The sequence below is a fragment of the Leucobacter sp. gxy201 genome, assembly GCF_051043335.1.
Lineage (GTDB): Bacteria > Actinomycetota > Actinomycetes > Actinomycetales > Microbacteriaceae > Leucobacter.
This window is the reverse complement of the sequence record NZ_JAMXWS010000005.1, coordinates 12806-37935: the sequence shown is the minus strand read 5'-3', so window position 1 is coordinate 37935 and position 25130 is coordinate 12806. Positions and strand designations below refer to the sequence as shown.

29 protein-coding genes, 1 tRNA gene and 1 pseudogene are annotated in these 25130 nt (G+C 66.3%); 16 read left to right on the top strand and 15 right to left on the bottom strand.

Going from position 1 to position 25130, the window contains the following annotated elements:
* Positions 1 to 74 precede the first annotated feature (74 nt).
* Positions 75 to 221 (top strand): hypothetical protein, encoded by a 147-nt coding sequence (locus NHL51_RS09470; protein ID WP_179516067.1) that lies wholly within the window; start codon positions 75 to 77, stop codon positions 219 to 221.
* Between the two features lie 109 nt (positions 222 to 330).
* Here the strand turns inward: NHL51_RS09470 and NHL51_RS09465 are convergent, their stop codons facing one another.
* Positions 331 to 1665 (bottom strand): ISL3 family transposase, encoded by a 1335-nt coding sequence (locus NHL51_RS09465; protein ID WP_434143237.1) that lies wholly within the window; start codon positions 1663 to 1665, stop codon positions 331 to 333.
* 252 nt (positions 1666 to 1917) lie between these two features.
* On the opposite strand from NHL51_RS09465, the gene NHL51_RS09460 reads away from it, so the two are divergent.
* The 14 genes from NHL51_RS09460 to NHL51_RS09395 all read left to right on the top strand — a co-directional run bounded on the left by NHL51_RS09460 (position 1918) and on the right by NHL51_RS09395 (position 10089).
* Positions 1918 to 2430 carry an Asp23/Gls24 family envelope stress response protein gene (locus tag NHL51_RS09460; protein WP_374939218.1) on the top strand — a complete coding sequence of 171 codons (513 nt, stop codon included), beginning with the start codon at positions 1918 to 1920 and terminating at the stop codon, positions 2428 to 2430.
* Positions 2427 to 2618, top strand: a complete 192-nt coding sequence (locus tag NHL51_RS09455; protein ID WP_055346117.1) for a DUF2273 domain-containing protein — start codon at positions 2427 to 2429, stop codon at positions 2616 to 2618. The genes NHL51_RS09460 and NHL51_RS09455 overlap by 4 nt, the downstream gene beginning before the upstream one ends.
* Positions 2615 to 3004 (top strand): NTP pyrophosphohydrolase, encoded by a 390-nt coding sequence (locus NHL51_RS09450; protein ID WP_179516066.1) that lies wholly within the window; start codon positions 2615 to 2617, stop codon positions 3002 to 3004. Before NHL51_RS09455 ends, NHL51_RS09450 begins: the two co-directional genes overlap by 4 nt.
* Positions 3005 to 3586, top strand: a complete 582-nt coding sequence (locus NHL51_RS09445; RefSeq protein WP_179516065.1) for a DUF2065 domain-containing protein — start codon at positions 3005 to 3007, stop codon at positions 3584 to 3586.
* Positions 3583 to 4200 (top strand): hypothetical protein, encoded by a 618-nt coding sequence (locus NHL51_RS09440; RefSeq protein WP_434143235.1) that lies wholly within the window; start codon positions 3583 to 3585, stop codon positions 4198 to 4200. The genes NHL51_RS09445 and NHL51_RS09440 overlap by 4 nt, the downstream gene beginning before the upstream one ends.
* A 37-nt stretch (positions 4201 to 4237) precedes the next feature.
* On the top strand, positions 4238 to 4453 hold the full coding sequence (locus NHL51_RS09435; RefSeq protein WP_179516063.1) for a hypothetical protein: 216 nt from the start codon (positions 4238 to 4240) through the stop codon (positions 4451 to 4453).
* Positions 4454 to 4534: 81 nt separating this feature from the next.
* Positions 4535 to 4708 carry a CsbD family protein gene (locus NHL51_RS09430; RefSeq protein WP_179516062.1) on the top strand — a complete coding sequence of 58 codons (174 nt, stop codon included), beginning with the start codon at positions 4535 to 4537 and terminating at the stop codon, positions 4706 to 4708.
* A gap of 67 nt (positions 4709 to 4775) precedes the next feature.
* Positions 4776 to 5042 (top strand): GlsB/YeaQ/YmgE family stress response membrane protein, encoded by a 267-nt coding sequence (locus NHL51_RS09425; RefSeq protein ID WP_055346123.1) that lies wholly within the window; start codon positions 4776 to 4778, stop codon positions 5040 to 5042.
* A 122-nt stretch (positions 5043 to 5164) separates the two neighbouring features.
* The gene (locus NHL51_RS09420; RefSeq protein ID WP_179516061.1) at positions 5165 to 5731 is read left to right on the top strand and encodes an RNA polymerase sigma factor; all 567 of its coding nucleotides are present in this window, start codon (positions 5165 to 5167) and stop codon (positions 5729 to 5731) included.
* Positions 5728 to 6348, top strand: a complete 621-nt coding sequence (locus tag NHL51_RS09415; RefSeq protein WP_434143615.1) for an Asp23/Gls24 family envelope stress response protein — start codon at positions 5728 to 5730, stop codon at positions 6346 to 6348. Before NHL51_RS09420 ends, NHL51_RS09415 begins: the two co-directional genes overlap by 4 nt.
* Positions 6345 to 6755, top strand: a complete 411-nt coding sequence (locus NHL51_RS09410) for a hypothetical protein (protein ID WP_179516059.1) — start codon at positions 6345 to 6347, stop codon at positions 6753 to 6755. Before NHL51_RS09415 ends, NHL51_RS09410 begins: the two co-directional genes overlap by 4 nt.
* 695 nt (positions 6756 to 7450) lie before the next feature.
* A complete protein-coding gene (locus NHL51_RS09405) occupies positions 7451 to 7969 on the top strand; it encodes a hypothetical protein (RefSeq protein WP_312677696.1) in 519 nt (172 codons plus the stop codon).
* A 30-nt stretch (positions 7970 to 7999) separates the two neighbouring features.
* A complete protein-coding gene (locus NHL51_RS09400; protein ID WP_179516057.1) occupies positions 8000 to 9106 on the top strand; it encodes a fatty acid desaturase family protein in 1107 nt (368 codons plus the stop codon).
* A 44-nt stretch (positions 9107 to 9150) separates the two neighbouring features.
* Complete coding sequence (locus NHL51_RS09395; protein WP_308472274.1) at positions 9151 to 10089, top strand: diacylglycerol/lipid kinase family protein; 939 nt, start codon at positions 9151 to 9153, stop codon at positions 10087 to 10089.
* Between the two features lie 96 nt (positions 10090 to 10185).
* Here NHL51_RS09395 and NHL51_RS09390 read toward each other — a convergent pair whose 3' ends face one another.
* From NHL51_RS09390 to NHL51_RS09375, 4 genes are all read right to left on the bottom strand, one after another.
* A complete protein-coding gene (locus NHL51_RS09390; RefSeq protein ID WP_172952688.1) occupies positions 10186 to 10350 on the bottom strand; it encodes a hypothetical protein in 165 nt (54 codons plus the stop codon).
* Positions 10351 to 10883: 533 nt separating this feature from the next.
* The gene (gene mobF, locus NHL51_RS09385) at positions 10884 to 14363 is read right to left on the bottom strand and encodes a MobF family relaxase (protein WP_434143614.1); all 3480 of its coding nucleotides are present in this window, start codon (positions 14361 to 14363) and stop codon (positions 10884 to 10886) included.
* A gap of 184 nt (positions 14364 to 14547) precedes the next feature.
* On the bottom strand, positions 14548 to 14985 hold the full coding sequence (locus NHL51_RS09380; protein WP_312677693.1) for a protein-tyrosine phosphatase family protein: 438 nt from the start codon (positions 14983 to 14985) through the stop codon (positions 14548 to 14550).
* 7 nt (positions 14986 to 14992) lie between these two features.
* Positions 14993 to 15691 (bottom strand): hypothetical protein, encoded by a 699-nt coding sequence (locus tag NHL51_RS09375; RefSeq protein ID WP_179516055.1) that lies wholly within the window; start codon positions 15689 to 15691, stop codon positions 14993 to 14995.
* Between the two features lie 396 nt (positions 15692 to 16087).
* Between NHL51_RS09375 and NHL51_RS09370 the strand changes: the two are divergent.
* Positions 16088 to 17140, top strand: a pseudogene (locus NHL51_RS09370) (recombinase family protein); the annotation flags it as partial.
* Positions 17141 to 17744: 604 nt separating this feature from the next.
* On the opposite strand, the gene NHL51_RS09365 reads toward NHL51_RS09370, so the two are convergent.
* The 10 genes from NHL51_RS09365 to rplU form a co-directional block, all read right to left on the bottom strand.
* A tRNA-Ala gene (locus NHL51_RS09365) sits at positions 17745 to 17817 on the bottom strand.
* A gap of 138 nt (positions 17818 to 17955) precedes the next feature.
* Complete coding sequence (gene rsfS / locus NHL51_RS09360) at positions 17956 to 18348, bottom strand: ribosome silencing factor (protein ID WP_434143232.1); 393 nt, start codon at positions 18346 to 18348, stop codon at positions 17956 to 17958.
* A 65-nt stretch (positions 18349 to 18413) separates the two neighbouring features.
* Entirely contained in the window at positions 18414 to 19991 is a 1578-nt protein-coding gene (locus NHL51_RS09355; RefSeq protein WP_434143230.1) for a hypothetical protein, read from the bottom strand.
* Positions 19984 to 20589, bottom strand: coding sequence for a nicotinate-nucleotide adenylyltransferase (nadD, locus tag NHL51_RS09350; RefSeq protein ID WP_434143229.1), 606 nt, complete (start codon positions 20587 to 20589; stop codon positions 19984 to 19986). Before nadD ends, NHL51_RS09355 begins: the two co-directional genes overlap by 8 nt.
* A 6-nt stretch (positions 20590 to 20595) precedes the next feature.
* Positions 20596 to 20826, bottom strand: coding sequence for a hypothetical protein (locus NHL51_RS09345; protein ID WP_434143228.1), 231 nt, complete (start codon positions 20824 to 20826; stop codon positions 20596 to 20598).
* 58 nt (positions 20827 to 20884) lie between these two features.
* Positions 20885 to 22138, bottom strand: coding sequence for a glutamate-5-semialdehyde dehydrogenase (locus NHL51_RS09340; protein WP_434143226.1), 1254 nt, complete (start codon positions 22136 to 22138; stop codon positions 20885 to 20887).
* 10 nt (positions 22139 to 22148) lie between these two features.
* Positions 22149 to 22943, bottom strand: coding sequence for a glutamate 5-kinase (gene proB / locus NHL51_RS09335; RefSeq protein ID WP_434143612.1), 795 nt, complete (start codon positions 22941 to 22943; stop codon positions 22149 to 22151).
* Positions 22925 to 24430: a GTPase ObgE gene (gene obgE, locus NHL51_RS09330; RefSeq protein ID WP_434143224.1), complete on the bottom strand. Its 1506-nt coding sequence runs from the start codon at positions 24428 to 24430 to the stop codon at positions 22925 to 22927. Before obgE ends, proB begins: the two co-directional genes overlap by 19 nt.
* A gap of 67 nt (positions 24431 to 24497) precedes the next feature.
* On the bottom strand, positions 24498 to 24752 hold the full coding sequence (rpmA, locus tag NHL51_RS09325; RefSeq protein WP_434143222.1) for a 50S ribosomal protein L27: 255 nt from the start codon (positions 24750 to 24752) through the stop codon (positions 24498 to 24500).
* A gap of 37 nt (positions 24753 to 24789) precedes the next feature.
* On the bottom strand, positions 24790 to 25098 hold the full coding sequence (gene rplU / locus NHL51_RS09320) for a 50S ribosomal protein L21 (protein WP_434143221.1): 309 nt from the start codon (positions 25096 to 25098) through the stop codon (positions 24790 to 24792).
* Positions 25099 to 25130: the final 32 nt, after the last annotated feature.

Here is a 25130-nt window from a genome sequence, read left to right as displayed (position 1 = left end):
TGGCGAGTGGATCGAGCGGTGGGAGCGCGAAGTACGCGAGTCTGGACACGCATACGCCCCGTCTCCAGCCACCGTTGTCCGTCGACAAGCTGAGCTCGCACGAGATCAAGAACAGCAAGACGGCGCTGCAAGTGAGCGACCGTATCGAGGCGGTGAATGTGTCGGATCTGAACCGCGAGGCCGAGGACCCTTCGCATCCGGACAGGCAAACGAAGGTGTGAAGATCTTTCCATCTGACTCCGCGGGGAGAAGCAGACGGGACGTTCGACCTTCATCAGCCACAGAATGGGTTCTCGAATCATCGGGCTCGCTGTCGACAAGTTTCCGGGCTCATCCCAATCGAGGGTGTAGTTGGGGTCTGAAGCCTCCGGTTTCCAGCAGTGATCTGGCGATGTAGTTCGTGAGGTTGCGGAACCCGAGCGCGGAACCGCGCAGGTGTTCGAGTCGTCCGTTGATGGCCTCGGTCGGACCGTTGGAGGTGCCGGGCCGGTCGAAGTAGGCCAGCACGTCGGCGGCACGCTTCTTCAGGGTGCGGCCGAGCTTGGTGATCTCGATCAGCGCCTTCGGGACGCCGGCGCTGGTGTCGGCAATCAGCTTGGTCATCAGCTCGCGACCACGCCGGCGGTCTTCGTGGCGGTAGGCGGCGATCATCCGCTGGTAGACGCCCCAGGTCGCTTCGACCTCGACATGGGCGTCGCCGTGGATCGCGGTGTCGAACAGCGCGGCGAGCCGATCGATCTGGCGGTCGGTGAGCAGGTCCGCGCCAGTGCACAGCGTCCGCCGCGCGGCATAGAGGGAGTCGCCCTTCCTGCCGCGGTGGCCGTGGATCGCGAGCTGGACCCGACGCCGGCACTCGTCGAGGGCCTCGCCGGCCAGCCTCGTGACGTGGAAGGGATCCATCACGGTCACGACGTCGGGCAGCTCTTCGACTGCGGCGGTCTTGAAGCCGGTGAACCCATCCATCGCGACCACCTCGACACCGTCACGCCATGCCTGTGGCCGGTCGGCGAGCCAGGTCTTGAACGCGGCCTTGGAGCGTCCTTCGACCATGTCGAGCAGGCGTGCGGGGCCGGTGCCGTCGCGGACCGGGGTGAGGTCGATGATCACGGTGACGTACTTGTCGCCCTTGCGGGTGTGACGCCACACGTGCTCGTCGACCCCGATCACGGCGACGCCGTCGAACCGGTCGGGATCGTTGATCAGGAGCCGCTTGCCTTCGGCCAGGACCGCGCTGTTCGCGGTGTCCCACGCGACCCCGAGTCCCTCGGCGACCCGCGCAACGGTCAGGTGCTGAACCACGATCCCGACCAACGCCCACCGCATCGCGGTCCGGGTCAGCTTGGCCCGCGGCTCAGCCGCCGCGCTGGTGTCTTGGCGCCAGACGTAGCCGCAGCCAGTGCACTTGCGCCGCCCAACCGTCACGATCAGGGTCGTGGGTCGCCAGCCCAAGGGCTCGTGCGCGAACTCGCGGGGCACCGAGTCACGCGGGATGCCCTCGCAACCGCAGCGCCGACACCACAGATCCGGTTCGATGACGCGGCAGGTCAGCACCGCGCGGTCGGGGTCGAGCCGTTGGCCGGTGACCTCCAGTCCGAGGTCGTCGAGTCGGCAGAAGGCGGTCAGGTCAGGGCGGGCAAAGCCCGCCCCCGCGGTAGCGTCAGGCACGTCGGGGTCTTCCGGATGGACAGCGTCAGAACTTCCATCCTCGGGAGACCCCGACCCACGCCCCGGGACCGACACAGGCCGACTACCTCACAGCCGCGCTACACCCTCATCTGGGAAGAGCCAGTTTCCGGCCCGTCACAAAGATTTTGTGACGTTCGGCGGTCGGGTGCCGTCTTATGTGTAGAGCGTTGTTCTTCGCTCGTTGGATGGTGCGGCCAGCGGTCGTGCTGCTGGATTGTGGAGGTAGTTCTGATGGCTACGGATGAGATGAACAAGACTGTTGCTTCTGAGGGCGGCGCATCGGTGCCGCGAAGCGTAGGGGCTGCGGGCTCGTCGCGAGTGGATCGTGCGCCTGCGGTACCGCGTCTTCCGATGGAGGAGAGTGCTTCGGCGGGACGGACGACGATCGCCGAGGGCGTGGTCGCGAAGGTCGCGGGCATCGCTGCCCGTGAGGTTTCGGGGGTGCATGCGCTTGGCGGCGGAGGGGCGCGTGCATTCGGTGCTATCCGTGACGCGGTGAACGCGACGGATCTCACGCAGGGCGTGAAGGTCGAGGTCGGCGAGACGCAGGCTGCCGCGGATATTACGATCGTGGTCGACTATCCGGCGCCGATCCAGGAGGTCGCCGATAACGTGCGCAGTGCGGTGACCGCGGCGATCACTCGTCTGGTCGGTTTGCAGGTTGTCGAGGTCAATATCGACGTGAATGATGTGCACCTGCCGATCGACGACGCTGACGACGACACCGAGTCGCGCGTCTCATGAGTGCGACGCTGACCGGGGCGCTGGTCGGCGCAGTGCTGGCTTTCGCTGCGCTGATCTTCGGGTTCTGGGGATTTCTGCTGGTCGTGCTGCTCATGGTGATCGGTGCTTTGACCGGGCGAGTGTTGTCGGGTCAGCTGGACCTCCGCGCGCTCGCTAGCGCATTCACGGGGAGGCGAACCTCGTCATGAGCGTGCTGACCGTTGCATCCCCGAGCATTGCGAGCACACCTGATGTTGTTTCGTCGGCGCCTGGGAGCGTTCGGGTGCATGAACGCGTCATCGACAAGGTTGTTCGGGAAGCGTCAGCGGTCGCGATCGGCGTGTCTCGAGACGACGTGAGCGTCGAGGCGGCTGAATGGGGCGGAGGTCTTTCCGTGCGAATCGCGGCGAAACTGCCCGTCCCCGATCTCAGCGATATCGAAGCGATCGAGGCTGCGGTGCCGGTCCTCGAGCGGGTTCGTGCGCTTCAGGCCGAACTCGCTGAAGAGTTCGCGCGTTTGACAGGACGGGACATCCGCCGTGTGTCGTTCACTGTTACGGGAGCGGTCATCCCGAAGCGAAGTCGGGTGAGGTAGATGACGAATGCCGTGCTAAAACGTGTCGTGCGCCGAGAGACGCACTCTCCGCGCACCGTCGCCACCGTGATTCTCCTTGTTCTCGTCGCATTGGCCGCGATCTACGTGGGAATCGAGATCGTCTTACGTCTCCTCGGCATCGGCCCGTTGCTGGTCGCACCAGGGGCAGCGCTGACCTGGCTGCAGGATCTGCCAGACCAACCTCCGAGCCTGATCATTGCAGGAGGACTCATCGCGCTGGTGGCCGGGCTGGTTCTCGTCTGGCTCGCCCTCGGCCCAGGCCGGAGACCGAAGCATCAACTCGGATCCTCCTCGTATGCGGTGATCGTAGACAACGGAGTGATCGCGTCGTCGGTCGCTGAGCGGGTGCGGCGTGAACTGGATCTCGCCAAAGGCGCTGTCGTCGTAGGTGTCGGTCACCGCAGTGCGGATATCACCGTCAGGCCAGAGCCCGGACAAGCCGTCGATAGGCGTCATGCACGCGCTGTCGCCGAGTCGGAACTGGTCGGCTATCAGTTGTCGCCCCGTGTCAGGGTGAGGGCAAGAGTCCTGCGTGCTGCAGATGGGGAGGAGAAGTCATGAATGCCACGAACCGAGGCGTGAACCGAGTGATCCTCTTGATCGCTGGCATCTTTCTGATCTGCGTCGGCAGCGCCACGGTGATGCCCATACTGTGGCCCGTTGCCGGCGACCTCTGGAAGAGCTGGCTATCGACCGGGGTGGACTGGATGCTCAGCGCAGATAACGCGTCTCGTCTTTCGGAGGCGACTACGGTGAGCTGGTTCACTCTGGCGTTCCTCACCCTGCTGGTGCTGCTCGTGGTCATCACGGTGCTCGTCATCGCCCGACTGGGTGGCGGGCGAAGCAGCGTGGTGATCCGTGAGGAGGCGGAAGGCGAGGTGCAGGGATCGGTCACGATCCGGGGCGGCTTCGCGGCCGACGCGATCACCCAATCGCTCGCGTCGCATGACGAGATCCTCTCCTCGAAAGTGAACGCGCGCAGACTGTGGGGCGCTGACGTCCTCCATGTGAGTGTGATGCCGAGGCAGAACGTGTCACCTGTCGAGGTCGCCGAGACGGTGACAGGACTCGTCGATCGCCTTGCGACCCTACTGGGTCGAGAGATCTCGACGCTCGTGACGATCCATTCCGGGATTCGCTCGCGGCTCGCGGCTGACCAATCCCGAGTGAACTGACCCTCGCGTTGCGGGGCTTAACGAAAGGAAGAACGCGATGCGTAAGAACATCCTGATACTTGCGGTGATCGCCGTCGCCGCCTATCTGGTCGGCGTGGAGTCGGCAAAGGCGCGCGGGAAGAACTACGAGGACTTGCGGCACCAGTTCGAACGGCTCTGGACAAACCCGGAGGCGAAGAAGTCACGCAAGCGCATGGCGAAGAACGCCAAGAAGTCGCTCGAGAAGGCGCGCAAGAACTTTCTCGGCAGCTAAGGCACAAGAGCCGCAAGGCGCTGTCCCAGAACCTCGCTCCCAGACCCGGGAGCGTTCCAGAGAATGAAAGGAAATCACACGATGAGTGCTGGAGACAAGATGAAGGCCGCAGCCGACAAGGTCACCGGTCAGGTGAAGGAGACCGTCGGCAAAGCGACCGACAATGACAAGCTCGTCGCCGAAGGCAAAGCGGACCAGGCGAAGGGAGTCATCAGGGACAAGGTCGAGGACATTAAGGACGTGTTCAAGAAGTAACCACGCCTCCGGGGCGGGCTCGCCCGCCCCGGTTACCCCGTTTCTCTCATTCGAAAGGACTGCTCTCATGGGCTTCTTCAGTTTTCTCATTCTCGGGCTGATCGCCGGCGCGATCGCCAAGCTCATTCTCCCCGGAAAACAGGGTGGCGGCTGGTTCGTCACCCTGCTGCTCGGTGTTGTCGGGGCGATGCTCGGGGGCTGGCTCGGCGGCCTCATCTTCAACGTCAACCTGCAGGGCTTCTTCAACCTGTCGACCTGGCTGCTCGCGATCGGCGGATCGATCCTGGTGTTGCTCATCTATGGCCTGATCACCGGTCGCCGCGCGAAGAAGTGACCCAACCTCACAAGCCATGGACGAACTGACGGATACGGGTAAGGATGAGGGTCAACGGGCGGTCGTCGCACCGCCCGTTGGCCCTCGAAGGAGAGGTGCCCTTGGTGTCAGGGGGATGAAGGATGAGCAGTGAGCCTTGCCGCAACCCGTTGGAGTCGGCAGATGACCGGATCATCGCCGGACGAGCCGCAGACGGAGACACGGCAGCATTCGCGGCGCTTGTTCGCAGGTACACGCCGATGATGCGTGCCTACACGCGGCGGATCCTTCCGGGCAGCGCGGATGTCGACGACGTCGTCCAAGACGCGTTCATCACCGCCTGGGACCAGCTCCCGAAGTTGGATGATCCCGGGCGTGTGAGGAACTGGCTGATGCGGATCACCGGTCGCAAAGCGATCGACCGCATCCGATCCGCCCGACCCCACTCCGATCTGAGCGAGATGGAGCTACCGGCCCAGGATCGGATGGCCCCGCAGCGGCAAGTAGAAGCTCGCGCAGGGATCGCGGCGTTGAGCGACGCGATCAACCAGCTTCCCGACTCCCAGCGTGAATGCTGGGTGCTGCGAGAGCTGGGCGACTACAGCTACGAGGAGATCGCCCAAGAACTGGACCTCCCGATATCGACGGTTCGGGGATTGCTCGCCCGTGCACGAAAAGACATCATTGTTCGAATGGAGCAGTGGCGATGAACGAATACGATACCCCTGATCCGCGGGGCCGCGTGACCGAGTTCGAGGATCTGGACGGGCACACCATTGAAGAGCTCTCTGACTACCTCGATGCCGGGCGCACCCCTGTGGATGCTTCGATCGAAGGCTCGCCCGGTTGCCGCATCGCACTGGATGCCCTGACCCGTCTTCGAGAGCTTACCCCCGAGCTCCTTGCAGCCGACACTTCGGCGGAACCGAGGCCCGACGACACCTGGGTGCAGAGCATCCTCGCCGGCATCACTCTGGACGCGCGCGCCGGACGGCGCATCCCACTGCCTGCGCCCGCGCTCGAAGCCGACTTGGGCATCACCGAGGGTGCCGTCCGGGGCGTGATCCGCGCGGCGGAGCACACCGTGCCCGGCGTCGTTATCGGCAAATGCCGATTCGACGGAGATGTCACGGTGCCGGGCGAACCGGTGCGGGTCCGCGTCGATGTCAGCGTGCCCTACGGCGAACCGATCCCGGATCTTGCAGAACGCCTCCGCAGTGAGATCAGTGCACGTGTGATGACACACACCACGCTGAACGTGACCGGCATCGACATCACCGTGCACGATATCCAGCAGCTTCAGAACCGGACAGAAGGAAACCGATGACCGAGCCGACGGATCAGGCAATGGCCGAGGACATCGAGACTGCGATCAGGGCCGTTCCCGGTGTGGCTTCGATCTTCCGCACTGGCGGCATCATCTCGAAAGTGGTCGATGCCGGCGCTCAGCTCCTCGGAGCTCAGCCGAATGAAGCACCGCTTGTCCGCTGGGAGCATACGCCGGACGGCCCGCGAGCAGAGGCCGCGATAGGCGTGCTCGCCGCCGCGGGAGCTGCTGAAACCAGTCGCCGAGTACACGCAGCGATTGCCGCGCTGTGTACCGGTCGTGGCTGTGCCCCTGTGGAGATCCGCCTCACTGTCGTCCACATCGACGATGGCCCCGGAGACCTCGCGTCCCGACGAACGTCGACGGCGAGCCTAGTGATGCCGACTGAAATCTCGCCTCAAGACTGAAGCCGCCGCTCAGCCCGGCGCGAACCAACGCACTCCGCAGCAGGCCCCATTATGACGCGCCTGCGCTGAGCCTGCTGAGGCGCTCGTCGAGCCTGTCGATAGCACCTCCGGCAGCGCCGGACTCACATCATAGTCCTCGCGCGGAGGCGGATGAGATACGCGGGGCAGCAAAACCTTTCCTGCGTTCACCGCAAGAGTCAGCACTACCGACGAGTAGTGTCAATGGAGTCGCCTCCTCCCTCTTGCCTCAGTTCCTCGGTGCGGTCGTTGTCCTGTTGATCGCGGATGATCTCGGAGTTCCGGCGGCGCGTGGTCTCTTCGGTGGGCGCGTATGCGTGCCCGGAGTCCTGTATCGCGCGTTCCCATCGTTCCGCTCGCTTCCGCGCGATTCTTCGATGATCCGGTTCCTTCTCGGGGGCGTTCTCATTTGCATTCATGTTTTCACCGTAGCTCGCCCGTATGCGAGGCGTTCAGCTTTGGCGGACTGCGAAGAGACGCCCGCGACGCTGTGATGTCCGCCGCACTGGGCTCGTACGGTCGCGCTGGACTCGAGCGCCGCAAGGCGCTTTGACCTAGACGAATAGTCTTGCGCGTGGCCTGCCCGTCCGCCCCATTGGCAGGATTGACGAAGCTGTGAGGCGTACATGTTTGGGGCGTATCGTCAGATCATGGATACACAGACACGAGCGAGCGGCGTGGACGCCGCGACGCTGGGCCTGGGATCGGTGCTGGTGGGTTCGTTGCCTGCTGCCCTGATGACCGATGAGGCTCCGGATCGGTACACGGTGGAGGCCGTGTTCACGCGACGCCCCGAACGGGACGAAGTGATCGAGATTCTGGGGAGCGAGACCCGTGACTTTCTCGCGCAGGCTGGCTACCCGACCGTGGAGGTGACGATCTCGGACCGTCGTCTCGAGATCGCGAACACGAACCTCGAGGAATTGCGCGACGGACTCGCAAGTGCCCTCGCAGATCGCCTGGCCGACATCAGCGCAGGGGTCCGGGATCGACAGGACGCGGCGGCGGTCGTGTTCCAGAACGCGGCTGTGAGCGAGAACGCGCGCACTGCGGCGGTCACCGCTCTCGCGGAATCCGTTACTTTCGCCCCGTCCCCAGCTGGTCAGGATTCGGCGGGAGCGGAGGCGAACCGTGTCCGGTCGGATCGCGCTCAGATCGATGACTGGACCGATGAGGGCGGTCACGGACGTTCCTGACGCCCAAGCCCGCAGGATCTCAGGTGCATCATGAACGAGTATCGTTCGACCCGGACTCCACGAACTAGCCGGCCAGTCAATGGCAAGGGCGGGAGCGAGTTCACGACATTGGCGAAAACGATCCGAGAACAGGGGTTGCTGCGTCGCCGGTACGGGTACTACTGGACGAAGCTCATCGGCCTGCCCCTCTTGCTCGCCGTGGGTCTCCTCGCATTCATCTGGATTGGCGACACCTGGTGGCAACTGTTCACAGCGGTGCTCCTCGCGATCCTCTTCACCCAGATCGCGTTCCTCGGTCACGATTCGGCGCATCGCCAGATCTTCGTATCGGGAAAATGGAACGATTGGGTGAGCATCGTCCTCGGCGACCTGCTGGTCGGTATGAGCTACGGGTGGTGGCAGCATAAGCACACGCGCCACCATGCAAACCCGAACAAGTTGGGTGCCGACCCTGACATCGACCTTCCGGTGATTGTCGTCACTCCGGGTCGAACGCCTCCGAGAAGCCGGACGCTGAGATGGCTTCGGGCGCATCAGGGCGTGTTCTTCTTCCCGATCCTGCTCCTGGAAGGGGTGTCGTTGCACGCGTCCGGGGTGCGCCGAGTGCTCGCAAGGGGTGAGCTGAAGCGGCGCTGGGTGGAGATCCTCTTTCTGCTGATCCGGCTGACCGGGTTCCCGATGCTGGTGTTCATCGTGCTCTCGCCGGGAATCGCGTTCGTGTTCCTCGCCGTGCAGCTCGGCGTGTTCGGGTTCTATATGGGAGCCTCGTTCGCGCCGAACCATAAGGGGATGCCGGTCGTGCCGAGAGACGTGAGCCTCGATTTCCTGCGACGCCAGGTGATGATGAGCCGGAACATCCGCGGTACCCGTGTTCTCGATACTGCTATGGGTGGCCTGAACTATCAGATCGAACACCACTTGTTTCCCTCAATGCCTCGCCCGCATCTGCGCAAGGCAGCACCGATCATCGCCGAGTACTGCCGAACCCACGATGTCCCGTATCTGCAGACGGGATTGTTCGCCTCGTACGCCATCGTCGTGCGCTACATCAACCGTGTCGGGCTCGGGGAACGCGACGTGTTCACCTGCCCGCTCATCGAACAGCGCAATCACTTCACGATGCCAGCAGCATCGTGAAGTTTCCTCGCGCAGACGGGACGGTGAGGCGGTCACATGCCGCCGTGGTCTATCACCCGGCGAAGATCCCACTGGAGCGCGTCCGTGCTGCAGTAGAGATGCAGGAGCGAGCGCTGGGCTGGGCAGCTTCACGCTGGTACGAGACCAACGCACAGGATTCCGGACGCGCCGCGGCAGAGCAAGCCCTGGCGGGTGACCCGGCAGTCATCATCGTGCCCGGTGGCGACGGCACCGTCCGGGCCGTCGCAGACGTCGTCCACAGCTCCGGGATTCCCATCGCACCGATCCCCACCGGTACGGGGAACCTACTGGCGCGCGACCTCGGTATCTCTCTCGGCGATGTCGAGGGCAACATCGAGGCGGCGTTCACGGGCTCGACGCGAGCCGTGGATGTCGGGGTCGCCGAGTTCGACGATGCTGACGGCGCTTCACGACGGCATGCTTTCGTCGTCATGGCGGGTATCGGCCTGGATGCGGAGATGGCGGAGCACACGAGCTCGATCGCGAAGAAGCACCTCGGCTGGCTCGCGTACGTCACGCCCATCGCCAGATCGGTCATCGTCAACAGGCTCTTCCACCTCGACTACCGCGTGGACCAGAACAGAGTCAGATCCACTCGAGCGCACACGGTCATCGTGGGCAACTGCGGCACGCTCACCGGAAACATGCTCCTGATCCCCGGCGCGGTCATCGATGACGGATTCCTCGACGTGGTCATGATGCGCCCAAAAGGACGGTTCGGGTGGGCTCGGATCGGCACGCGCCTCACGCTGCAGGGCATCGCACGGCGCTCCCGGCTCAGCCGGCGCATGCTTGAACGAGCGCCGGATATTCACGCGCTTGCCTATGTCCGGGGGAGACAGTTCGAGGCACGGTTCGATACCCCGCACCTGATCGAACTCGACGGAGACAGCTTCGGCCACGTAACCCGCGTCAATGTCGGCATCAGACCCGGTGCGTTGCAAGTCCGGGTTGCCCGGTGAACTGACTGAGCGCAAGCAAGCAGTGCTGGGGTGTGCGGTACGCACGACATGCCGCAGAAGAGCATCCCTCGCTGAGCCACGTGAGGGAGAGGCAGGTTATGCTTTCGAGCGCTTCGCGCGTTGCCTGAGCAGCCCGAAGATCAGGGTGCCGACGAAGAGCACGATTCCGATGATGGCCAACCAGAGCAGGCCCTCGAACACGAATCCCACGATCGACAGCACCGCCCATACCACAAGCAAGATGAGAAGAACTGTCCACATGTTCCCCACCATACGCTCCATCTGAGGGCAAAAGAAGGAACTGGCAAGACTCACAGAAAGCCGGCGACCACGGCTGAGCCACAAGATAAGCCTCGCCCCCAGTCCCTGTGGCAACGAGTTTGGGCACGCTGGGGTCAGAATCAACGCGTGACATGAATGCAGCAGTTCTACCAGCAGAGTTTCCCGAGGAACCAAGGTTCCGCATGAAAGGACTAACGCATTCCCCAGCGGTGCAGCGGCCCCGACTTCGTGACAGGCGCATGCATCGCGCACGACACGCCGTACTCGATGCAGACAAAGCTACTGCGTCTTCTGCGCTGAACACCGCAACTTTACGACCGTTGCCGATCAAGCGCTGCCTCGTCTTCTGATTCTCTTCGCCATGACTCTTCGCCTGTTTCTACATTCTCCCATTGTGCTATCTCCCGAATGGACGTATCGCTACCTGGCGGTAGATCATCCGCCCCGCTCCTGGTCTTGTGCTTGCCGACCCGAGGAACTGCGCCGTGAGCAGCCTGCCTGCCTACCGTGGTCTATAGGCTGCGTGTCGGCCCCTCGCGGTGCGGCCCGCTGCGGTGGGTGTCGTGCGCGAATGGGTCGGGAAGCCGCTGTGCCCGCTCTGCGACTCGCTGCCGCGCTTGCTCCTGCTCGGCGCGCTTGGCTTCGATGCGTTCGGCGGCTTCGTTCACGGGCAGGCTACGGAGTTGGTCGGCTTCGGCCCGAGTCATGGCGCCCCGGTTTCTGGTGTCGCGAGCCTTGCGGTGGGGGCTGGTGGTGCGAATGCCGAGCTGGTCGCGGCGGGCCTGCTGTGGCCCGTACTCGCTGACCAGCAACGCCAGACGCTCCTGCTCATGGCGTTCCCGCATCGCCTCACGGTTGGCAGTCGCGGCGGCGACGGTCTGCACAGCCTCGGCCACGCGAGGATCGGTCTCTGCACGCTTCTCGGCGGCCCTGCTCGCCCATGCCGGGAGACAATCGGCGTAGGTCGGGGTGGTGCCCCATTCGCTGCTGACCTGTCCACGCAGCTCCTGCGTGTGTTCGGTCGCGGCGCGGTGCTCAGTACGGGCTTTGCGCCTGCCGAACCTGCCCACGGTGGCGAGGCGGGCGCTGGTAGCGGCCTCGTTCTCCACGGCGGCGAGGTAGGCGGCCCCGTCGTGCTCGGCTTGGACGGTGAGCGGCCTGGCGGCCTCGGCGCGCACCTGCTCGGCGACTTCTTCGGCCTTGCGGAGTACAGCAGCACTCTCGTCGTCCTCGGCGCGGTGGGTGGAGCGTTGGGCGTCGAGCCTGGCGGCGATCTGCTCCCATCGTGCCGCCGTCCGTTGTGCGCGTTCGGCTTCGTGGTCGAGGCGGGCGAGTTCTTCGGTGACGAGCCGCACGGGGCCGTCGTTGACGAGGCCGCGCACGGCTTCTTGTGCGGCGTGGGTGGCGTGGTCGAGGCCCCGGTCTGCGGGGTCGCGTTCCATCGCGTCGATGAACTGCGCCCGCGCATCCGCGAGGTCTTCCGCGACGACGTGGAGCCGGTTCGTGTTGCGGCCTCGGGTCATGCCGACGTAGACGCCCGCCGCGCTCGTCGCCTCCGACAGCACCGTGTGCGAGGCATCGACGGTGGCGCCTTGGACGCCGTAGGCGGTGGCGGCGTAGGACAGGTGCGCATGCTCACCCAAATACTCGGCAGGCAGGGCAACGGTGCGCGGGCTCTTGCGCCCGCTGCCGACCTCACGCGCGTAGACCGTGCCGTCGCTCTCGACGTGCTGCACGATCCACTGCTGCCGGTTCGCCACCCCAAGATCACTGTTGTTCTTGCGGGTCTGGATCAGGTCACCGGCCCCGATGCTCAGCCCGTCGCTGCCGGTCTCCGTCACCGTGTCGTCGACCTCGCCACGCTCGATCCGTCCGGCGCGGATGCGCTCATTCAACGCCGCCGCCTCGTCATTGGTCGACACCGTGATCGCCTCGCCGTCGCCGTCGCGGGCGCGGGCGCGGGCGCGGGCGCTGACGGTGATGTGGTCGCGGGCCTGCTCGTCGTCCGCATGCAACGTCACGAGCTTCATAGCGGCGAGCCGGTCGAACACCTCGCCGGGGTTCTCGCGGTCTCGCATCGCCAGCGTGAGCGCCGCGTACTGGGCATCGGTGAAGCGATGCAGCTCGCTCATATCGTAGGTACGGCCCCTGATCTGTGCGGCAATGTCGAGCACACCGCCGCGCCCGACGGCGGGGAGTTGGGCGCGGTCGCCGACGAGCGCAACCGTCGCGTTTGCTTCGGCAGTGATGGTGAGGAGGGCGTGGGCGGTGTCTTGGTCGAGCATCCCGGCCTCGTCGACGATCACCCGCTCACCCCGCGACAGCACCGTTTCTCGCGGTGGGCCGGTGAATGCGCGCCCGGTCTCAGGGTCGGTATCGCCCCGCGTGAGGCGTGTCCATACGCCGTCGGCGTTCCACCGCCACCCATGCGCATACACCAGCGCCGCAACACTGGTGGCGGGTACGCCGAGTTCGTCGTGCGCGACCTGCGCCGCCCGCAGCGTCGGCGCAACCACCCGCGACGCCCTGCCCTGCTCGGCGGCGACCTCGATGGCGCCGCCGAGCATCGTGGTCTTCCCGGCCCCGGCTGCACCCTCCACGATCACCAGCGGATCGTTCGAGGCGACCGCAGCGGCGGCGACCGTCTGCCCCTCATCGAGCCCGGCGGTGTGTGCGGCCTCGGTCACGTCCGCTGGTTTCGGCTCCCGGCGCAGGGTTGCGGCGGTGAGCTGGTCGCGCAGCGCGGTCTCAGCGGCGACCACGCCGACGCTGGTCAGGTGGGCGACGTACTCCGGTGCAGCTGCGCCAGGCGGCAGGATGGAGAAGCAATCCGATACCGCAAGATCGGTTGCGAGGCTCACGAACTCGCGCAACTCCTGCGGTGTGGCCTGCACGCCTGCCTCGGTCGTGATCCGGGTGACATGTTCCTCCACAGTGTGCGGCGTCCATGCCGACGCACTAGCGGCGCACCGATCCAGCGCCCGCGACGCGACCTGTTGCATGCTGAGGTCTTCAAGCAGCACTGGGGGTTGCGCAGTCTTGCGTTCGACCCGTTCGGGGTCGTATCCGGCTTCGCGCAGCTCGGTCACCCATGCGGCTTCCTCCCGCAGGGTGGTGGGCTTCTTCGCGGGTCGCTCATACGCCCACGCCTCGGCGCGCAGGCGGGAGGCGACGACCGGCCCGATCATCTCGCCGGGGTGCGCTTGATCCCATTCGGATTCGAAGCGTTCGAGATTCTTGCGCACCTGCTCGCCCCGCTTCGACATGAGCGCGTTGAACGGCTCCAACTCGGCGACTTCGCCGGTGGCGGGGTCGAGGGTCAGGCCGTGCCGGTCGAGCACGGCGGCGAGGTCGGGGTGGGCGGCGATCACGGCGGTGCCGAGGGCGCGGATCGCGCCCTGCTGCTTGAACAGCGCAGCGCCGTTCAAGCCCCGCCACTTGCCCGCCGCCCACACTCTCATGCCGATCTGCATATGAATATGCCGGTGCGGATCACCCGCCCGCGACGTGCGGTGCGTGATGCCCACGACCTGCATGCTCTCGATGGGTACGACCTCCTGCGCCCCCAACGGCCCGACACGAGTCACGGAGTGCTGGGCGAGCCAGCGCCGAATCTCGCTGAGGGCATCCTGTTGCGCCGCATCCAGCACCTCCGAGACCTCGGGGTGCAGGGCGGCGGCGATCGACAAGCTCTTGGGCGTGTTGATGACCATCTCCATGAACCGGGGCGAGCCTCGCCGATCCGACCCCGCCCGGCGCGGTTTGCCCATCGACTCGCCCGTGAGCGGGTTCTCCCAGTCCACCCACCTCGCATACCCCACAGGATCAAGCGCCAGCTCAGCGGTCACCTCGCCCGATCCGTCGAGTGCCGCGAACTGCGCGACGGTCGCTTCCGCGCCCAGGTAGTAGTCGTCAGCGCGGGAACAGTCGGCCTCGACGTAGCGCAGCGCGTCGGCTCCGGTGCCCCGGAACGGGATCACGCCGCCCTGCATCTCGACCACCACCCTTGCGTCTGCCCCACTCACCATCTAGCGTATCAGCAACTACGTCACTTAGATTACGTTCATTCACTGAGATAAGGGCGAGAACCGGGAGGGTGTGGCGAGCGATTGGGAGCGCTGGGGGGTGTGGCGAGCGGGTGCGCTCGCGAGTGCGGCGAGGGGCGGGGGCTTGGTGTCAGGAGAGGGAGGATGCGACGGTGGCGATCCAGGCGCGTTGGCGGCGTGTCTCGACGGCTCGGGGGTGGTAGTTCGTTCGCACCCACTCCACGGCGGTGTCGGCTGGAACGCCGCTCATCACGGCGAGCACCGCGAGGGCGGTTCCGGTTCTGCCGATCCCGCCGCCGCAGGCAATCTCGACTCGCTCGGACGCGGCCCGCGTGTGAGCTTCCCTGAGCGCGTCTACGGCGTCCTCGGTGGAGGCAGGCAGGCGGAAGTCGGGCCACCTGACCCAGCGGTAGGGCCAGTCGGCCACGCGAGGGTCGCGGCCCAGGAGGTAGACGGCGAACTCAGGGGCCGGGGCCTGACCGCGAGGCCGACGCGCACCTGTGCCACGGATCAGACGACCGTCCGGCAGGCGCACCACGCCCGCGTCGTCAACCGCCCAGCTCGTCATGCGGGCCTTATCCGGCGCGGCCTCGGCGTCCGGGTGGGAGCAGTCCTTTGCGGCGGGCGCGGGCGACCCAGCCCTGCGCGGTCGAGAGCGGCACGCGGCTGAGCTCGGCCATTCTCGCGGTCGGGTTCGGTTCGCCGTCGTCTACGAGGCGGGTGTGCTGGAGGGCAACGACCTCGTAGAAGTCCGGGGTGCGCTTCGGGTTCCCCAACGGCTTCATCACATCCGCCGAGCGGAGGACGCGACCCGACGGCATGGTCATGGTGCCGCCCTCGAACCGGCTGGCTCCGGTGACGGCGAACTGGCGGCGGTTGATCGCCGCCTCGATCCGCGACGTGGGCAGGTTGCGGAGCATCGGGCTCGCCACGGGATCGCCTGCCCACTCGGGCAGGTAGACGATCCCGGTGATCCGCACCTCGCCCTTGGGTTCCTCGTCCAGCAGGTATTGGCGTTGCAGGCGCAGCAGCACACGAGTGGACGACTCGGTGTGCTGGATGAGGAACCAGCGCCCGGAGTCGGTGTTGTTGTGGCTGGAGTTCAGCCTGCGATCCAGCCCCGGCGCGGGATCGACCCACTGCTCATACCTGAGTGCCGCGTCGATCGCGGGGCTGTCGCGTTCGGGGTCGATGGGCGAGGCGTCGGGCATCTGCCAGCCCGCAGGCAAGTCCGCCGCGACCAGCAGCGGCACACTTTCCAAGTCCTCGATCATGCTCCCAATCCTACATGACCTCATGCAATGGCCGCTACGCCATGTGTGTGCTACTCTATAACTCACGTATCTGCCACGACGTGAGATAGAGATGAGCGACCGGCCCCGACGCACGAGTGATGAGTCGCCGCGACGCGCGGCGCAGAGCAGGGGTGCGCTCGGAACAGGCAAGGGCAACGATCCACCTCAGTTGCGACTGCGGGCGGAGCGACGGGAGGAACCAGACATGCGCAAATTGGTGGAGTGGGTGCTGAACATCACCCAGGCCCGCTACGACGCGCACCGCGCCGGGGAACCCGACCCCTACGACCTCCCGGCACCTGATGGACTCGGGCCGGTGTCAGACGAACGAGGCAGAGTAGAAGCAGAGCAACCGCACCAACGAAGGAGCACCGCATGAGCACCATCACCGCTCCCGCCCTCGCCCCGGCAGGCGTCACCGACGGCTGGACAGGCGACAAGCCGGTGCTGCTGGCCGTGTCCTATCTACGTGTCTCCACGCGCGAGCAGGCCGAGCGTGGCGGCACTGACGAGGGGTTCTCGATCCCCGCCCAGCGTGAGGCCAACCAGCGCAAGGCCGACGAACTCGGGGCGCGGATCGTGCACGAGTTCGTGGACGCAGGCGAGTCGGCACGCTCGGCGGATCGTGACGGCCTGAAAGAGATGCTGGCGTTCATCGCTGCGTCTCGGGTGCAGTTCTGCATCGTGCACAAGCTCGACCGGCTCGCCCGCAACCGCGCCGACGACGTGACCATCCACCAAGCACTGCTGTCTGCGGGCGTGACATTGGTGTCGGCTACGGAGTCGATCGACCAGACGCCCTCGGGGATGCTCGTGCACGGCATCATGTCGTCCATCGCGGAGTTCTACAGCCGCAACCTCGCCACCGAAGTGTCCAAGGGCCTATCGCAGAAGATCGCCCAGGGCGGCACCCCGATGCGCGCCCCCATCGGTTACCTCAACGTCCGCAAGACGGATGAGAACGGCCGCGAAATCAGAACCGTTGAGGTCGACCCCGAGCGTGCGCCGCTGATCCGGTGGGCGTTCGAGCATTATGCCGAGGGTGAGACCTCGGTGACCGGGCTGCTGCGCGACCTCACCGCACGCGGCTTGGTCACGGTGCCGACGCCGAAGCGCCCGAGCAAGCCGCTGGGGAAGAACACGCTCTACAAGCTGCTGACGAACCCGTACTACGCCGGGCTGATCCGGTACAAGGGCGCCCTGTATCCCGGTGCGCACGAGCCCATCGTGGAAGCGGCGCTGTTCGATCAGGTGCAGTCGCTACTGAAAGCGCGGACCGCGAAGCAGACCCGGCATGTGCAGCACGCCCATCACCTCAAAGGCCTGTTGTACTGCGGCACCTGCGGGTCGCGGATGCTCCTCGACTTCGCCACCAACCCGCGCGGCACCACCTACGCCTACTTCGTCTGCTCCGGCCGCGCCGCCAAGAAGACGAGCTGCACGAGGCGGGCGGTTCCGGTCGCGGTCGCGGAACGTCTCGTCGCGGACTCCTACGCCTCCATCACGATCAGCGACGACACCTACCGCGACCTCGCCAAGCGGGTGGACGCGGCGTTCGACAAGCGCATGGCGGGCCACGACCAGGAGATCGCCGACCTCATGGCGAACCGGGCCAAGTTGGAGTCGGAGAGCGACAAGCTGCTGGCCGCGCACTTCGCCGACGCGATTGACCTGCCGACCTTGAAGCGGCATCAAGACCGCATCCGGGCGGGCCTGTCCGACGTGAACCAGCGCCTTGCCGAGCACGATGAGCACCACACCGGCGGACGCGCGTTCCTGCACGACTCGCTGCGGCTGCTCACCGACGCGCACCGTGCCTACGCTCGTTCAGGTGATGCCGACCGGCGGCTGGCGAACCAGGCGTTCTACACCCGCCTCGACATCACCGATGACGAGCAACTACGTCCGCGCCTGGCCGAGCCGTTCGCCACCATCATCCGCGAGAGCAAGACCCCCAGCGACGAGGGAGAGGAACCCTTACGGGAACACACCACATCTTTCGATGTCGCGTGTTCCCGTAAGACACTTTGGGTGGATCTGAGGGGATTCGAACCCCTGACCCCCTGCATGCCATGCAGGTGCGCTACCAACTGCGCCACAGACCCGTTGAAGTCGGAGGAATGCTCCCCCGACAACTCCTCTACTCTACACCGGCCGGGCCCTCGAAGTCCAAATCGACGACCCGAACCGCTTCCCCCGCGCGTGTCACGGCCCGGGGCGCGGGCGCATCAGCCGGAAGACGGCTACGATCGATCGTCGAACGCGGAGTCGGGAGCCGCGGCTTCGAGCATCGGAGCCAGGTCGACGACCGGGCAGTCGCTCCACAGCTTCTCGAGCTGGTAGAAGCCCCGCTCCTCCTGATGGAAGACGTGCACGACGATATCGCCGAAGTCGAGCAGCACCCAACGGCCGCTCTCGCGGCCCTCGCGGCGCAGCGTGCGCACGCCGGCCGCATTCAGGGCTTCTTCGATCGCATCGGAGATCGCCTGCACATTGCGTTCGACGGAACCGGTGAGGATGAGGAAGGCATCGGCGAAGCCGAACTGCTCACCGACCTCCAGCGCCACCGGTGCTGTCGCACCCTTGTCATCCGCGGCGCGCACTGCCAGTTCGAGGTGTGCGAGCACTTCACGCATCTGGTCTACCTGAGTGTCCAGTGTCGTTCCCATTCCTGTATATCGAGATCGGTGTTGAAAGCGGTTCAGCCCGAGAACATGCCGCTCGTCGCACCCCAGACGCCGAGGCCGACGATGACGACGAGCAGACCGCCGCCCGAGATGCCGAGCACCAGAGGCAGCTTGCTCTTCTCCTTGGTCGGCTTCGCGACGACCGGCATGCCGGAGGGCATGCGCGCGCTCACCGCGTGCTTCGCGGAGACCGGGGTGGGGCCTGCTTCGGTGGTCTGAGCGGTTTCGCCGGCTTCGGGCATGCTGATCGGCTGCATCTGCAGCGAATCGTGGATCGACGAGTGGCCGCCGGTCTCGCCGAGCGAGCGCGGCAGTTCGATCGACCCGGTGATGTAGAGCTCGCCGGTCGCTCCGAGCGGGCCGGTGAGACCGCCGGTGTCATCGGGCATCGAGGGCAGGATCAGCGCCGACGTGTTCGACGAACCGGTGGCACCCTCCTGGGCCACGGCACGCGAGATCAGATCGTCGAAATCGCCCTTCTCGCTCGCCCCCTGGCCGCCGACGGTGCGCGATGCCGGGTCGTCGAAGACCGAGCGCCACTCCTCGGGAGGCTGGATGTCGGGGAACGAGTACTTCTGCGACTCCGATGCCTGCACGGGCTCCGGCGTCTCGGAGACGGGCGCGGGCTTCGGCTGAGCGCCCCCGCGTCGCGGACCGGGAACCGGCAGCACGTCTTCGGGTTCGGAAGCGGGCTCTACGGGCGCCGCCTCGGCTTCGGGCTGCTCCTCGGGAGACACCGCTGCGTCGGCCTCGGGCTCGCTCGTTTCGGCGGCCACCTCCGCAGAGTCGCTCGGCTCGGCGGCCTCGGTCTTGCTGCGGCCCCAGGGGAACCGGCGCTTCGGCTTCACCGGCTCGGCGACAGCCTCGACCTCGGGCTCGGCATCCGGGCCCGAGGGGAGATCGGCCTCGGGAGCCTCGAACGTCTCGGGGGCCTCATCGACGTCCGCCCCATCGACAGCGTCGGTGAAGATGTCGGCGGCCTCATTGCTCGGACCTCGCTCGGCTTCGCGCAGATCTTCCACCGAGAAGGGAGCCGTCGGCGGCGCCATCAGCGAGTCGAAGTCGAGCGCCGACGTCTCGGGCGCATCGGAAGCATTCTTGGAGGTCTCGAAGATGCCGCCGAGAATCGCGTTCTCCGTATCCTCGCCCGTGATCGCTGCGTCGGGCTCGACACCGACTTCCTCGGCCTCGACGCCCTCGGGTTCGACCGGCTCTGCCGCCTCGGGTTCGACCGGTTCTGGTTCTGCCGCGTCTGCACCGGGCTCGGCGGATGCCTGGGGCTCTGCAGCGGCCTCAGGCCCGGTAGCGGGGTCGGCACCAGAGGAGGCGTCGCCCGAATCGGCCTGTTCCGCGAGGGCGGCCTCGCGCAATTGCCGCATCTCGCGTCGGCTGCGCGGCGTACCATCCTCGTTGAACGGCGAGATCTCGATCGACCCGTTGGCTTCGGGGGCGGGTGCGGCGCTTTCGGCTGCTGCCACGGGCTCCTTCGCCTGCTGCAGCGCCTCTGAAAGGTCGAGCGCGCCCGTCTCCGCGAGTTCGCGCAGTCTGCGCTCCCGTCGGGTCATCGGGGGCTGGTCGTCGTGCTCACTCATCTTTCGTCACTTCCTCAGTGCTGTACAGGCCGTGCTTCGCAATGTATTGAACGACGCCATCGGGCACCAGGTACCACACCGGATATCCTCGAGCTACCCGCGCCCGGCAATCCGTTGACGAGATCGCAAGAGCGGGAACCTCCAACAAGCTTACGTGTTCGCCTGACAAACCCGAAAGCGAGAGCTCGTGCCCGGGCCGTGAGACGGCGATGAAATGAGCCATCTCCCAGAGTCGGTCGACGTCTTTCCAGCTGAAGATCTGTTCGACTGCGTCGGCGCCCGAGATGAAGAACAGCTCGGCGTCGGGCATCTGCTTGCGCAGATCGAGCAGCGTGTCGACCGTGTAGGTCGAGCCTTCGCGATCGACATCCACCCGACTCACCGTGAAACGGGGGTTTGATGCGGTCGCGATGACCGTCATCAGGTAGCGATGCTCGCTCTCCGAGACATTCGTCTTCTGCCAGGGGCGACCCGTCGGCACGAAGACGACCTCGTCGAGGTCGAAGCTCTGCGCGACTTCGCTCGCCGCGACGAGGTGGCCATGATGGATCGGATCGAAGGTGCCGCCCATCACCCCCACGCGCCGCTTGCCGCTCACCGGGGGTTACTCGTGCTTGCCGTCAGTGCCGTGCGGATCGGTGACGCCGTGGTCGCGGGCGTAGGCCGCGGCCTTGGCCGCGTGGCGGTTCGCCACGTCGTGGAACGAGAAGGTGACGATGGCGAGCACCACGAAGATCGAGAAGACGATGATGCCGTAGGCGATCGCCGGAATGGGAAGCTCGTTGACGACATGCGCGGCGCCCTCGGCTGCTGCGAACGTGGCGAGAAGTGACATTGAAACCCCTGTCATCACAAGTGAAACGGAATCGACCTTGACAGTCTACCGGTTCGGGCTATCGGATCTGACCCGAACCGCGCACGAGCCATTTCGTGCTCGTGAGCTCGGATAGGCCCATCGGGCCTCGCGCGTGGAGCTTCTGCGTGGAAATACCGACTTCTGCACCGAAACCGAACTCCCCGCCGTCGGTGAAGCGCGTCGACGCGTTCACCATCACCACTGCCGAATCGACTTCGGCGAGGAAGCGCTCGGCGTTCGCGTAATCCTCGGTCACGATCGCCTCAGTGTGACGGGTCGAATAGCGTTCGATGTGGGCGAGCGCCTCATCGAGCGAGTCGACGATGCGCACGCCCATCTCGAGGGCGAGGTGCTCGGTCGCCCAGGTCTCGTCGTCGGCGGCGGCGATACCCGCGGCAGTCGCGCGAGCCGTATCGTCGCCGCTCAGGTCGACGCCGGCCTCGATCAGCTCACCCGCGAGGCGGGGCAGCAGCCGTTCGACGGCGTCGCGATGCACCAGCAGGGTCTCAGCGGCGTTGCAGACGCTCGGGCGGTGCGTCTTCGCATTCTTGACGATGGAAGCGGCCATCTCCTCATCGGCGGTGGCGTCGACGAACACGTGCACGATACCCGAACCGGTCTCGATGACGGGCACCGTCGATTCGTTGACGACGGTCGAGATCAACCCGGCGCTCCCCCGCGGGATCAGCACGTCGACGTAGCCGCGCGCCCGCATGAGGCGACCGGCGCCCTCGCGGCCGAACTCGTCGATGGTCTGCACCGCGTCGCCGTCGAGCCCGGTGCTCGAGATCGCGGCCTGGATGATGCCGACGAGCGCGCGGTTCGAGTTCTCGGCGGCGCTGCCGCCGCGCAGCACGACGCCGTTGCCGCTCTTCAGCGCGAGCGCCGCGATATCGACCGTCACATTGGGTCGGGCCTCGTAGATCGCGCCGATCACGCCGAACGGCACTCGCACCTGGGTGATGGCGATGCCGTTGGCGAGCGTACTGCCGCGCACGATCTGGCCGACCGGGTCGGGCAGGGCGATCACGTCGCGCACGGCAGCGGCCAGTGCGCGCAGGCGCGGCTCGTCGAGGCGCAGACGGTCGAGCAGGCCCTCGCCGATGCCGTTCTCGCGCCCCGCTGCGAGGTCGAGAGCGTTCGCCTCGACGACCTCGGCGATGCTGCCCTCGAGGGACCGGGCGATGGCCTCGAGCGCCGCATTCTTCTGCAGCGTCGTGACGGTCGCGAGCTGCTTGGCGGCACCGCGGGCGAGCTCGAGCTTGGCGAGGAAGGGATCGGCGTGAGTCATACCCTCCAGACTACTGTCTCGCAGGCGCCCCATCGAAGCGGGTGCCGTAGTCTTCGCCCGCGATCACCCGGGCGAAGAGCTTCGTCTCGGTGAGCAGCACCGAAGCGCCCGCATCGGCGGCGAGCCGCGCGGCCGCGACCTTGGTCATGGCGCCGCCGGTGCCCCAGCCCGACTGCGCTTCGCCGATCTCGATGCCCTCGAGGCGGTCGCCGTAGGGCACGTGGGGAATGCGCTTCGCGCCGGCCATCGCAGGCGGCGCGGTGTACAGCGAGTCGACGTCCGAGAGCAGCACGAGTCGGTCTGCGGACACGAGGCGAGCGACGAGCGCCGCCAGCCGGTCGTTGTCGCCGAAACGGATCTCGTGGGTCGCCACCGTGTCGTTCTCGTTGATGATCGGCAGCGTGCCGAGCTGCAGCAGACGCTCGAGCGCCCGCTTCGCATTGCCCCGGTGCGTCGGGTTCTCCATGTCGTGCGCGGTCAGCAGCACCTGCCCGGCGATGATATCGTGCGCGCTGAGCGCGCGCTGGTACCGGTTCACGAGGATGTTCTGACCGACGGCCGCAGCGGCCTGCTGCGTCGCGAGGTCATCGGGGCGTTCGGCGAGCTCGAGGAAGGGCACGCCGGTGGCGATCGCGCCGCTCGAGACGAGGATCACCTCGACGCCCGCCTGGTGCAGCTTCGCCAATGAGTCGACGAGCGCCGGAATCTGCGACGCGTTCTCGCCGCTGACCGATGACGAGCCGACCTTGACGACGATCCGATCGGCGGAGAGCAGATCAGACCGGCTCACGATTCCTCGCTCCAGAGCCCGGCCTCTCGCTCGCGCTCCAGCTCGGCGCGGGCCTCGGCCTTCGCATCCATACGGTCGCGGTACTCGGTGCGCCGCTCCTTGTTGGTGCGGCGATCGGAGGCATCGATGCGGGCATCCGTGCCGCGCGCGCCGATCTGCACCTCTGCGGCGCTCGTCAGCGTGGGCTCCCAATCGAAGACGACTCCCGACCCCGGGCCGATCACGACGGTCGAGCCCGACACCGCGCCTGCCTTGATGAGGGCGGAGTCGATGCCGATCTTCTGCAGCCGGTCGGCGAGGTAGCCGACCGCTTCGTCGTTCTGGAAGTCGGTCTGCTCGACCCAGCGTTCGGGCTTCTCCCCGAGCACGCGGTAGAGGGTGCCGTAGGTGCCGCCCTCGGTGAGCACGCGGAAACCGCTCTCGTTGACAGCGCGCGGCTTCAGCACGATGCGTTCGGGCTCGCGCTCCTCGGCTGCGCGCACCGCGCGCGCTTCATCGACCAGCGCGCCGAGCGCAAATCCGAGCTCGCGCAGACCGCTGTGCGACACGGTGGAGATCTCGAACACCCGGTACCCCTGGGCCTCGAGCTCGGGCCGCACGAACTCCGCGAGCTCGCGCGCCTCGGGCACGTCGACCTTGTTGAGGGCGACCAGCTGCGGGCGTCCGAGCAGCGGAACCTGCCCCTCGGGCACCGGATAGGCGGCCAGCTCGGCCTTGATGACCTCGAGGTCCGAGACCGGGTCGCGGCCGGGCTCGAGCGTCGCGCAGTCGAGCACGTGCAGCAGGGCGCTGCAGCGCTCGACGTGACGGAGGAAGTCGAGTCCGAGGCCCTTGCCGTCGCTCGCGCCTTCGATGAGGCCGGGCACATCGGCGATCGTGTACCGCGATTCGCCCGACTGCACGACTCCGAGGTTCGGGTGCAGCGTCGTGAACGGGTAGTCGGCGATCTTCGGCTTGGCCGCGCTCATCGCCGCGATGAGGCTCGATTTGCCGGCCGAGGGGTAGCCGACGAGCGCGACGTCGGCGATCGATTTCAGTTCGAGCGTGACGCGCGCCTGCTTGCCCGAGGTACCGAGCAGAGCGAAGCCCGGCGCCTTGCGCTTGGGGCTCGCGAGGGCATGGTTGCCGAGGCCGCCGAGGCCGCCCTGCGCCGCGAGGTGGCGCATGCCGGCCTCCGCGAGGTCGGCGATGATCTCGCCCGCCTCGTCCTTGACCACGGTGCCGACCGGCACCGGCACTACGAGTTCGGCGCCGTTCGTGCCCGAGCGGTAGTCGCCCGCGCCGTACCCGCCGTTCTCGGCGTTCAGATGCGGTCGGCGATGGTATTCGAGCAGCGTGGTGACCTGGGGGTCGGCGAGGATGACGATGTCGCCGCCGTGCCCACCGGCGCCGCCGTCGGGGCCCGCGAGGGGCTTGAACTTCTCGCGGCGCACCGAGACGCAGCCGTCTCCGCCGCGACCCGCCTGGAGACGCAGCTGCACACGATCGACGAATGTCACCATGCCCGTTTTCCTTCCCTAGATACGGCAAAAGGCGAGCCGAAGCCCGCCTCGCCGTAGTCGCCCGCTCTTAGGCAGCGGCTACGATGTTGACGACCTTGCGGCCGCCCTTCGCGCCGAATGCGACCTCGCCCGCGGCAAGCGCGAACAGCGTGTCGTCCTTACCACGGCCGACGTTGACGCCGGGGTGGAACTTGGTGCCGCGCTGACGAACGATGATCTCGCCGGCGTTGACCTGCTGGCCGCCGAAGCGCTTCACACCGAGGTACTGGGGGTTCGAGTCGCGTCCGTTCTTGCTGGAACCGACGCCCTTCTTGGATGCCATGAGTCTGTGTGCTCCTTATTGTCTTCGCGAAGGCGAATTACTTGATGCCGGTGACCTTGAGGCGGGTCAGATCCTGACGGTGACCCTGACGGCTCTTGTAACCGGTCTTGTTCTTGTACTTCTGGATCACGATCTTCGGGCCGCGGAGGTCGTTGAGGACCTCGGCGGTGACCTTCACCTTGGCGAGAGCCGCGGCATCGGTGGTCACCGTGTCGCCGTCGACGAGCAGCACTGCGGGCAGCTCGAGCTTGCCGTCAGCGTCACCTGCCACACGATTCACGGTGATGATCGAGCCGACCTCGACCTTCTCCTGTCGGCCGCTTGCGCGCACTACTGCGTAAACCACTTGTCACCCATTCCTTGAGGATCGTCATCATG

Coding starts and splice junctions, on each gene's coding strand:
- NHL51_RS09460 (WP_374939218.1), top strand. CDS start 1,918: ATGGCTACGGATGAGATGAACAAGACTGTTGCTTCTGAGGGCGGCGCA.
- NHL51_RS09455 (WP_055346117.1), top strand. CDS start 2,427: ATGAGTGCGACGCTGACCGGGGCGCTGGTCGGCGCAGTGCTGGCTTTC.
- NHL51_RS09450 (WP_179516066.1), top strand. CDS start 2,615: ATGAGCGTGCTGACCGTTGCATCCCCGAGCATTGCGAGCACACCTGAT.
- NHL51_RS09445 (WP_179516065.1), top strand. CDS start 3,005: ATGACGAATGCCGTGCTAAAACGTGTCGTGCGCCGAGAGACGCACTCT.
- NHL51_RS09440 (WP_434143235.1), top strand. CDS start 3,583: ATGAATGCCACGAACCGAGGCGTGAACCGAGTGATCCTCTTGATCGCT.
- NHL51_RS09435 (WP_179516063.1), top strand. CDS start 4,238: ATGCGTAAGAACATCCTGATACTTGCGGTGATCGCCGTCGCCGCCTAT.
- NHL51_RS09430 (WP_179516062.1), top strand. CDS start 4,535: ATGAGTGCTGGAGACAAGATGAAGGCCGCAGCCGACAAGGTCACCGGT.
- NHL51_RS09425 (WP_055346123.1), top strand. CDS start 4,776: ATGGGCTTCTTCAGTTTTCTCATTCTCGGGCTGATCGCCGGCGCGATC.
- NHL51_RS09420 (WP_179516061.1), top strand. CDS start 5,165: ATGAGCAGTGAGCCTTGCCGCAACCCGTTGGAGTCGGCAGATGACCGG.
- NHL51_RS09415 (WP_434143615.1), top strand. CDS start 5,728: ATGAACGAATACGATACCCCTGATCCGCGGGGCCGCGTGACCGAGTTC.
- NHL51_RS09410 (WP_179516059.1), top strand. CDS start 6,345: ATGACCGAGCCGACGGATCAGGCAATGGCCGAGGACATCGAGACTGCG.
- NHL51_RS09400 (WP_179516057.1), top strand. CDS start 8,000: ATGAACGAGTATCGTTCGACCCGGACTCCACGAACTAGCCGGCCAGTC.
- NHL51_RS09390 (WP_172952688.1), bottom strand. CDS start 10,350: ATGTGGACAGTTCTTCTCATCTTGCTTGTGGTATGGGCGGTGCTGTCG.
- mobF (WP_434143614.1), bottom strand. CDS start 14,363: ATGCAGGGCGGCGTGATCCCGTTCCGGGGCACCGGAGCCGACGCGCTG.
- NHL51_RS09380 (WP_312677693.1), bottom strand. CDS start 14,985: ATGACGAGCTGGGCGGTTGACGACGCGGGCGTGGTGCGCCTGCCGGAC.
- NHL51_RS09375 (WP_179516055.1), bottom strand. CDS start 15,691: ATGATCGAGGACTTGGAAAGTGTGCCGCTGCTGGTCGCGGCGGACTTG.
- rsfS (WP_434143232.1), bottom strand. CDS start 18,348: ATGCGTGAAGTGCTCGCACACCTCGAACTGGCAGTGCGCGCCGCGGAT.
- NHL51_RS09355 (WP_434143230.1), bottom strand. CDS start 19,991: ATGAGTGAGCACGACGACCAGCCCCCGATGACCCGACGGGAGCGCAGA.
- NHL51_RS09345 (WP_434143228.1), bottom strand. CDS start 20,826: ATGTCACTTCTCGCCACGTTCGCAGCAGCCGAGGGCGCCGCGCATGTC.
- NHL51_RS09340 (WP_434143226.1), bottom strand. CDS start 22,138: ATGACTCACGCCGATCCCTTCCTCGCCAAGCTCGAGCTCGCCCGCGGT.
- obgE (WP_434143224.1), bottom strand. CDS start 24,430: ATGGTGACATTCGTCGATCGTGTGCAGCTGCGTCTCCAGGCGGGTCGC.
- rpmA (WP_434143222.1), bottom strand. CDS start 24,752: ATGGCATCCAAGAAGGGCGTCGGTTCCAGCAAGAACGGACGCGACTCG.